Source organism: Pseudomonas sp. YuFO20 (genome assembly GCF_035064975.1).
Taxonomy (GTDB): domain Bacteria; phylum Pseudomonadota; class Gammaproteobacteria; order Pseudomonadales; family Pseudomonadaceae; genus Aquipseudomonas; species Aquipseudomonas putida_AE.
In genome coordinates, this window is record NZ_JAXDEO010000107.1 from 1 (window position 1) to 9,588 (window position 9,588).

General features: G+C 52.1%; 6 protein-coding genes and 1 pseudogene. 2 read left to right on the top strand and 5 right to left on the bottom strand.

Going from position 1 to position 9,588, the window contains the following annotated elements; genetic code table 11:
- From SOP85_RS30125 to SOP85_RS30145, 5 genes and pseudogenes are all read right to left on the bottom strand, one after another.
- Positions 1–797 (bottom strand): annotated as a pseudogene (locus SOP85_RS30125) (sugar-binding protein); the annotation flags it as partial.
- A gap of 70 nt (positions 798–867) precedes the next feature.
- The gene (locus SOP85_RS30130; RefSeq protein ID WP_323629297.1) at positions 868–1,788 is read right to left on the bottom strand and encodes a hypothetical protein; all 921 of its coding nucleotides are present in this window, start codon (positions 1,786–1,788) and stop codon (positions 868–870) included.
- A 54-nt stretch (positions 1,789–1,842) separates the two neighbouring features.
- Positions 1,843–4,290 (bottom strand): hypothetical protein, encoded by a 2,448-nt coding sequence (locus SOP85_RS30135; protein WP_323629298.1) that lies wholly within the window; start codon positions 4,288–4,290, stop codon positions 1,843–1,845.
- A gap of 70 nt (positions 4,291–4,360) precedes the next feature.
- A complete protein-coding gene (locus tag SOP85_RS30140; protein WP_323629299.1) occupies positions 4,361–6,736 on the bottom strand; it encodes a hypothetical protein in 2,376 nt (791 codons plus the stop codon).
- Positions 6,737–6,779: 43 nt separating this feature from the next.
- A complete protein-coding gene (locus SOP85_RS30145; protein ID WP_323629300.1) occupies positions 6,780–8,561 on the bottom strand; it encodes a hypothetical protein in 1,782 nt (593 codons plus the stop codon).
- Positions 8,562–8,759: 198 nt separating this feature from the next.
- Between SOP85_RS30145 and SOP85_RS30150 the strand changes: the two genes are divergently transcribed.
- Positions 8,760–9,317: a hypothetical protein gene (locus SOP85_RS30150; protein ID WP_323629301.1), complete on the top strand. Its 558-nt coding sequence runs from the start codon at positions 8,760–8,762 to the stop codon at positions 9,315–9,317.
- Positions 9,318–9,384: 67 nt separating this feature from the next.
- Positions 9,385–9,588: hypothetical protein (locus SOP85_RS30155; protein ID WP_323629303.1), on the top strand; the 204-nt coding region annotated here is incomplete at its 3' end.

The window sequence follows — 9,588 nt, forward strand, 5'->3', positions numbered from 1 at the left end:
GGCAGGGTACGCCCGGGCTGGCCTGGAAAATAGTGCGGGCGCCCCGAATAGGTGACGGTCTCATGGCCGCCGGTGGGGGTGTAGACGTGCTCAAGGCAGGTGAAGCCGTCCCGGGTGACATACTCGAAGCGCCAGGAGGCTTTGTCGTCGGTTGGCAGGATAAAGCTTTTGCTCAATCCACCGAGAATGTTCATCTGGAACTCGACCTCGAAGGCACTGCCCGGATGCAGCGTGATCTTGAGCAGGTTGGTGGTGCGCACCAGGCTGAGCAACTGCGTGCCATCGGCATTGCGGATACTGCTCAACAGTGGCTCGGTGCCGAAGGCCACGTAGTCGAGCGTGACGCTGTGGCCTTGGGGCGAAAGCATTTCCACCGGCAGCGCGATATCACCCTGGCGCACCTGAAGAATCTCCACCAGCCCGGATTTATGATCGACGCGGTAGCGCTTGTTCCCCAGGTCATGGAAATGAAAGGAGTCGATTTTCTTTTCTGGAATTTCTACGCCATTGGCACCTGGGTCGACCCTGAAGGTTTCACCGGTGTAAGAGGAGAATATCCGTTTGTTGGGGTCGAACTGCGACAGTTGCAAGTTCCAGCCATTGCCGAAACCGCTGTCGGCGGTATTGAGCGGGTTGAAAGTCAGCTGTAGGGGAACTACCGGGCCACAGAGATTATTGGCCTTGAGTTCGGGTAATGAAATGGCGCAGGTGGCTTGCCCGGTGCGCGGGTCGACCTGGTTTTGAATGAAACTCATGAAGTTGAAGGCGTTGGAATGTATGGAAGTGGATGTCGACATGGCTCACGTCCTGAAATTGGTAGTAATAAAAGGGTGCAATCCTTGAAGACTGCACCCAGAACCGCTTGAGTTACGCGCCTATGATCTTGAGCTTATTTCGATCATTACCGTCGAAACCGACATACACTTGGTGCTTGTTGCCAAAAACATCATAAACAATCAAATTCAGTGCTGATTCGAAATCAGGCTTCGCATACTTGTCATATTGCCAATATTGACGGCGGTGCAGGCTAAACAGTACCTGACCTTTGGGCAGCGGATTATTCGGATCGACAACGGGGCTTATAGGGGCTGGCAATCGACGCTGCAAAATCGGGTCAATATGCAATGTCCTGGCATTCGGGTCCCCCTTGTCATTCGGGTCGTCCGGATCAGCTTCATATCTGAATGCGTGCCCCGTAATACTGTGAACATCTTCAAGCTGGGTGTTGCTTTCCCACTTGACCATACTGTTATTGCCGACGAACTGAATTTTCTTTATATCAATGTCCTTGTTTTCAATCTGCAATTTCAAAAGGTAATAATCATCGCTAACAAGAATATCTTCATCTGCGCCACCGCCCTCCGGTTTTACACGAGTCGGCCCCGTGAGCACGAATAACGTATGCCCCCCCGTCCCTCCCGAAGGTGGTTTAATTGCAACAAGGTTGAGGGCCTTGCGATTATGTTCGCCGTCGTCCTTGCCAGGGTTTGAGTAGAAATGCTCGTAGTTATCGCTGCGAATTGTTGCTGCGACCAGCAGGTTCTCGACCTTATGGCACTGAACAAAAAATTCCTTGATGTATAGTTTCGCCTCCCGGGGCTGCATGGGCGCTGTCAGTTGGCCGGCAGGTGCTTGTATCGGGTATTTGTCATAAGTTAAATTTTCTGTTTCAGTGAAATACCATTTGCCACCTTCAGGCACGCCATCCTTGCCGACCTCCGGCAACGGATTTTTTTCATCGGCCGAAACCAGGCGAACACTGGCGAGTTCGGCCTCTGATAGCTCCAATGGATCAGGTGCGCCTTCATGATTTGCGGGCTTGATCCGAACCGTTACCTTGGCCTATTGCAGACCGTTGGCCCACACCCGGGTCGGCGAGGGTTCCACTGTGAAATCGAATGTATCCAGGGCAAACCAGTTCGACTCCCTGGCATGGTCGGAGAGGTGGATGATGCTGTAGCCAAGCGTATCGAAGAAATCGCCCTCTAAACTCACCTTGACGACACTGTAGGGTACCGAGATCGATGCTGGCGCAGTGAAGACCCCTGTTAGTGGATCAATGGTCCCTTCGCCGGCAACCACTTCCCACTTCAGCTGCTCGGGTTTGAGATCGATAGCGGCTTTCAATAGTGCAGAGCCTTTCGCACGTAACCCCGGATGGATCGCAGGCGTCATGTTCAATGCGAAGTTGCCTTGGCGCAACAGCACCGTGGCGACGGCTTTTTCGCCAGTGCCGGTGTTTTCGACATCGACCAGTACCGCTTGCAGGGTGCCATCAGGCAGGTTCGTTTGCGGCGGGGTGTAGACGGCCTCATTACCATTGGGAACCAGGGTGCCGAGATTCCCCCTCGGCGTCCATTTCAAGGTACCAGCGCCCAGCGATGTAGCCTTGAGCGTCACGGCTTTACGATCGCTCATGTCGATCAGCATCATCGATGGCGTTACTACCACACCGTCCAGCACTACGGTGGCCAGTGCAGAGGCGGTCACCTCATTGCCGGTGCCCTGGTCGATGTAGGTTGCAGTCACCACATTGCGCACCGCCGTGCCTTCCAGTAGCTGCACAGCCGGTGCCGTGTATACGCCGTTGTCGATGGTGCCCGCGGCACGGGTACCGTCGACGCTGCGCACGCTCCACGTGACATTGTCCGCCTTGATACCCAATTGGCGGATAGTGAAGGTTTGTTGCTCCCCGGCCTTGATGACCGGCGTCAGCGGATCGAGGGTGAAGGTGGTTTCTTTCGGGTCGATCTTTCCGGGCAAAAACAGGTCGCCCGTGAGTCGGGCTTCTGTCAGTTGCAAGGCGTTGCGTTCGGGGAACAGGAGGTTGCTGATCGGCAGGGCGTGAAGTTCAGGGATATCAAAACTGTCCCTGACGGCTGAGTCATTGAAAAACTTCATAACTTTTTCAGCTTCGGCATTATAAAGTGCCTTCACGTCATCTATTATATCTGAGGGAACATCATGACTGTCGAGCACACTACAATCAATTTTTACAGCTGACCCATTCAGACTCCCTTGTCGCGCTTTAAATGTAATTATATTGGTGGACGAATCCACTACCGGATCATAAATATAATCAATATTTGACGCCACGTCAAAGTTGAAATATTTAATTGTGGTCTCACCAATCCAGCGCCAATTCCTTATTAGAAATTTTAGATATTGCAATCCTGTGCACGAAACTGACAATGCACCCTCGCTGGCAAAGACTCTAAATCCATTCTCGGAGGAACTGTTATAAAATTTATAACTAACAGGCCCATTATTCGCCAACTCATAATGCTCTGCAGCAGGCCGATTATCATACCTTCTATAAAACCCACTTAATTCAATTTCACCTGAAGTCGCATACAGTTTTCGCGCGATAAAATTAGATTCAGAACCGCGCTCCAATCTCAGTCCTCGAGCAATTTTATTTTGAATCTGATACTGGATATACCAATCAAACAACGCGCGACTGGCTATCACCAGCGCACCCGAATAAATCGCTTTTCCCTGTGAGTCCCGATTATTGGGAATCAAGTAATCAAACGCACTTTCCGCCGGGTCAGTCCCCTGCTTCGGATTTCCTTTAGTCTGGACACACAGCACCACCGCGCCTTCACCGTAATCGTCTGAGGCAAGATTCTTTCCTTCTTCGGTGGCCATGGTGCGGATGATGAATGAGCGCGGTGCCAACAAATCGACATCGCGCAAGTCCAGCATGCCCAGGATATAAACACGGTCTTCCGGCTTCTGTTCAAGGAACAGAGCCTTGAAGAAGTCCCCCAGCAATTCCTGGGATTTGTCTTCGCTTACCAGATTGCAGCGGCAGTTATACGCGTCGCCGAAATCGAGAGTCACCTTGCCTTGTTCATTGACCGTGCCTTTACTGGCCGCCAGGTCAATGTCCATGGTGACGGTATACTTTTGAGGAGCACTTACCACATAGCTGTATAAGATACCTCCGGGGAGTTGATTGGTGCCCTTGCGCACATAAGACACCGTGCCCGACACGATATCCATGGTCGCCGTCACTCTAGAGTTACGCAACGAGGCTTTTTGGAACCCTATCCGCGGCGCGGTCAATATCAGCCCGCTCAAATCGAGGTATTCCTTACCGTCCGGCGTCATTACGGGCTTACCAAAGATACGTTTCAAAAAACTTGATCTATTAAACCGGGTATTATATTGCTGCTCTAACAGGCTGTTGACCTTGGCCCGATTCATAAACACCAGGGCGTCCCAGCCAAGAGTAATCGATTTACCTTGCATCCTGCGAGTGAGTTCATCCAGGGAATAATTCATGAGTTGTCTACCGTGCGTAAAATCAGAAAAAGAGCCGACCACCCGTTGACATGGCTGGCGCTATATAAAATCAACCTTCGCTAAGTGTGAGGTTGACTGCCTTAATCAGGTCGGAGTACTTACTCAGTGGCAGCGGAACCGCCGCGACCGCGTGAATGTCACTAATTGGACCTTCCAGCGTTGCCGAGACAACAATAAAACTTCCCGGCGCCGGAGATTTTGGCTCGGTATATTCACCGGTTTTATCATTGAACGTGCCCTCTCCACTCAACAATTTCCAGACCAACAGACCTGGATCTATCGGACCATTCTTGCCCCTCACTTCAAACTGAATGGACCCTGTCGACGGGTCACTTTCCTCAGTCATCAGGAGTGGAGTACCGATCGGCAGGTTATGAATCAAAACTTGGATAAAGGCAGAAGTGACGACACCGTTAACGGTCTTTTTAATCTCGATTTTGTCCACTGAAAACGGAATAGCGAGATCTTCACTTCCACCCGCTTTATACGTACGCTTAGTTGGATCACCTTCCACCGGTGCCAGGGTTGACCCCCATTGCGGGGTTACGATCTTCCACTCCAACACTTCGTCTCCCATTGCCTCGGCAGACAACACTTTGGTATCACCTTGGTCGCAGCTGTCGTATATCGGATTCACCACGATGGCACTGTGGAGCACGGAGACCAACGCGGAGCTTTTCACCGGTTTTCCATCCAAAGTGCCCTGCGCGGTCACAATGACGGTGACAAAGCCATCAGGCAATTTATCCGCAGTTGGCGCCGTGTATTCGCCGGTTGGACTGATCACCCCCGGTTCGGCGAGATTGCCGTCGACATCCTTTACGCTCCACTGAACGTTATCCGGCTTGGGCATCAGGGTGAATTGCAGTTTACTGCCCGCCTCTATTGTCGAGTTCGACGGAGACAGCGCCGTGGTCGTGCGAAGCGGATCAATCTTGCCGCATGCAAGCAGATCCCCTGGGAGTACGGCATCGCTCAGTTGCAAGGCGTTGTGTCCGGGGAAAAGTATATTTCTAAGCAGCCATGTTTTAATCCCAGGAATGTGAATTCTGTTGAGTACGTCGCGAACGATGGAGTCGGCTTGAAATGCAATTGTTCCTCTGGTTGCGCTTTCGCCGTTCTGGTTCCAAAGGTCCCCTGGATGCGCAAACTGACAATTTTTAGTATCCAGGACAGTCTTCTTGTTACCTAATTCAATCTCACCCTCGGAATCAATCAAAGCAGTATATTCCAGGCCAAGATCATAACGACATGAATAATCGTACTGGTAATTGTCCAGAGCGCCTGGCGTAATATGCTTGCCGCCGATCACACTGTTCCAAGTTACATTCAAAGCCCCCTTGACAGACCCCACTTTAAACACATTTCCCGCGCCCCCATCCACTTTGAATCGATAGGGAAATTCATCAATACGTGTATGTGTCACATGTGGAGTCCCAGTATTTCCCAGATATCCATAATCCGGCGTACGGAATTTTTTGTTACCCCCACCCGCCGTCGCCTCTAGCGACGCAGCAATATCATTGCCCGATTGTACCAGTTTAAGACTCAACCCTTCCCCAACACTTTGCTCTACGGCAGACTTTATCAGTTTCTCAAACACAACCTTACTGGAAATCAAAACTGACCCTGTAAACTCGGTACCGTCACCATCTGCTGGAATCGGAAACGTCGAATTGGCATTAGGGAAATAGGAGCTGTCCACGCCTTCTTTCAAGGTGATGAACAATGTCACCGCGCCGCGGCTGTAGCTTTCATCTCCAAGCACGGCATTGGGGTCTGCTTTCATTGTCCTTATTTCGAAATTCTTGGGGGTTAGCACTCCATTCAAATCGCCGGACAGCGACCCCAGCGGGAATATCTTCTTGTCAGCTGGTACTTCTTTCTCAAAGTACTCCTTGAAACGTTTTCCGACGTCTTCCTGGGCAAGGCCACCGAAGACAAAGTTTGCCCTGAACGTATCGGCATTCTTCAGGTCAATCTCCACTTTTCCTGGCCCCGTGACCACGCCCTTGGTCACGGGCTGATCCATCCATAACTGTGGTCCGCCAATCGGCAGGACTTTCATCATTTTCGACACAAAAACAACGCCGCCGGAATACTTTTTAGTACTGACGATCATCCCACCGATCATGTTCATGGTCAGCCGCGCCCGGGCGGGAAGACTGGGGTCCGAACTTTCGAACGACAACACTGGCGCATCGAGTGCAAGATCATGTATATGCTCCTGATAGGAACCGTCTCCCCACGACGCAACCATTGATGCAGGTTCGATATAGCCATCCGTATTGAATCGCTCGATATACAACTCCCTCAACAACTTGTTGGCTGCGCGTTGATCGTACGATACGCAGGCATCCCAACCATAGGTGAGGGATTTACCTTGCATCTCGTCTGCCATTTGCTCAAATGTTAGTTGACTCATTATTCAGCAACTCCAAAAAATAAATAACACACTGCGCTCGCTATCAAGCCAGTAGCTTCAGTACCAGAGGTCTATTGAATGTAATGGTCGATTGCCCACCATCGAAACTCACGCTGACCCGCAAGGTGAATGTATTGTTGATTGCAATATCGGCCAGGTCAGACTTCCACAACAGGGCCTGGACCCCTGCGGTTACTTCTTCAGGCTTGACATCACGTACTGCAATAATTTCTCGGTCGTCCGTCATGCCGCTGGCAGATAACCACAAGCGCACTTTCTGCTTCGTGGAAATGAACGACCAGAGGTCAACACTCAACAACGCGCCTTCTGGTGGAATATCCGAGAGTTTCAAAGTGGCCGGTGAACCGATCTGGGCTCTGTCGCAGACGATGCCGGGATGACTGGTGAGGTGACGGATAAACAGCTTTAAAGGTGCCTCGGCGTCCTCGCCCCCGACGCTGTAAGTCACTTCAACCTGCTTACCGAAATTGGGCGGTAGTACCTCGGGCGGTACTCTGAACTTCATCGGTTTGGGATGGCTTGGTTCCTGTGTTTCAAAAGAGCCGCTGTCCCCATCCCCCTTCCAGTAGACCGTGACCTTGTCCCCGTCATTAATTGTGGCGGCTTCAGGAATCGCGACGTAGGCACCGCCTATGGCCAGGATCGGATTCAACTCATTGCGCCCGCCCACCTCGACACTGCGATCCACGGTGGGGGTAGGCAGTACCAACGGTTCCCGTATCTTCAACGTCAACAGAGCGCTGGAACCGGAAGCATCGGCGCGCGCGTACTGGTAACCCAGGTTGACGTCAGCACCACGGTTTTCCATCAGCCACTGCTTCGGGAGCGTTACTTCAATCCTGCCGCGCTCAATGTTGGAAATGTCGATCTTCAGGTGCTGGATGGTGTTTTTGTTCGGCCCACTGCCCGATCCGGTGCGCGTGCCGTATACCAGCACGTCGTCGCCCACTCGAATCCCCTCATAGACCGGAACTACCGTAATAATACCGTCAGGGAACAGCCCGGGATTAATCTCGTCACCGACCAGGTCCTTGACACTCAGTTCGGGAAGCTCAGGAGCGGCAGGTGGCGTCACCAGGATCGTGCGCTCGGCCGAGACGGTGTCAGCCCGTGCGCCGGACGATGCATAGGTGATCTCGAACCGCAGGATGATCTTGCCCCCACGTACGCCCATGGCGGCCGTCCTCGCAACCAACCAGCTCAGCACCTGCCCTGGATTATTGGTCGGGTCGGTATCGCTATCGCTCAAGGTTTTGGGTGGTATGTTCACGGGAGGGCCGTCGCTGCAGTCAGCACGCACGCCCTTCCAGATCAACCTGACCACATCACCATTGGACGCCTCGGTAAAAGGCACCACCGCGATTGTCATGTTGCCGTCAATTGCGTCGGGGTCCAGTTGGAGGTCATGGGACTCTTTTATCTGGGGGCCGGATAACAGGCCAAATTTGCCGATACCAAAATGGATCCGCTTGGATTCTTCCCTGTCCTCTCCGGTGACGCGGTCCAGAAAAAAAGAATAGAACACCTGCCCCTTGTTCAATCGCTGCACAAAGTGATTGGCGACCTGCATCTGGAATCCCAACGGCCCCTCATTTAACGGGTCGACAGGGATCGGAATGTCCTTGACGTCTACTGGTGTTCCGTCCTCTGCCAGCCCCAGCCAGCTCTGATAAAGAGTATCGCCAAGCACTGGGTTAGTGTATTTGGCATAGGTATCAAGTGGCCCTCCGCTCAGAGCATCCGGATCAATTGTATTATTGATCAACAGTGGAATGATCGGCGCCTTTAGATCGCCCGCTGGCATAGTGGTAGTCCTCACGCTAATGCAAATGGGTGGAGCTTGAATCCACCGGGAAATTCGAATCTTGCCCTGTGTTTTACGCCTGATTTACTACCGTGGGTACTAGCAGAACTGCTAGGTTGTCAAACACGCCATGAGTGCTAAAGTCGGGCAGGAGCAAATCACGTTGTTGCCACCCGAATCTTTTTGAGGCGTTCGATAATGAATTATTCCAGAGCACTACTTGCGGCTACTGCCTGCGCATGCATAACGTTTTTAGGGGCAAGCGCTGTTGCATCAACACCAACAGCTGCCAACAAACAAGCCGAACCAAAGGGCGCCTATGGGCAGATTATTTTCTACGACGGCGACGGCAATAAGCATTGCATGTTGTCCGTGCCGGAAACCAAACAATTCTTTGACCTTGCTGATGACTCCCAGAGCTGCACTAACAATCAAGTTGCCAGTTTCAGCCTGGAAAACATTCCCTCGGCTACGCTCATTCATTTTTATAGAACTGAAGTTTGCTCAGATGCTAAAGTGCAAGGAAATTTCTTCGTAAAACTCAAAACAGTCAAACAACCCACAGACTGGAGTAACCCCAGCCCCAACCCACCTGCAACGATGAACTTCGATGACTTTAGAAAGCTGGATCCCGGCTATCTGGTTCCGAAAAAGTTTATTCGCATTGAGGACCGCTGGCCGGTGCCGGATGTCCACGAGTCCTGGGATGAACAGATCAGCTGCGTTTATATCGAACGCTCTCAGCCGGTTTACTGATGATGCCCACGCATTTTCCCGCCAGCTTCATCTTTTCGTCTTCACGCCAAACTACGAGGCGCCGTCCATGAGCACGTCCACCTCCATACAGTCCAACGCCTTCAACTTCATGAGTTTCATCCAAAGCCAGGTCGACCCGCGCACCGGGCAAGCCACCTGCGCCATTTCATTGCCCGAACTCAAGGCCAATAATCTCTGTGGCCCGGTAGTTCCCCTACAGCTGACTTTCAACCCGCTCAATACCGCCGACAGCGGTTTCGGCAATGGCTGG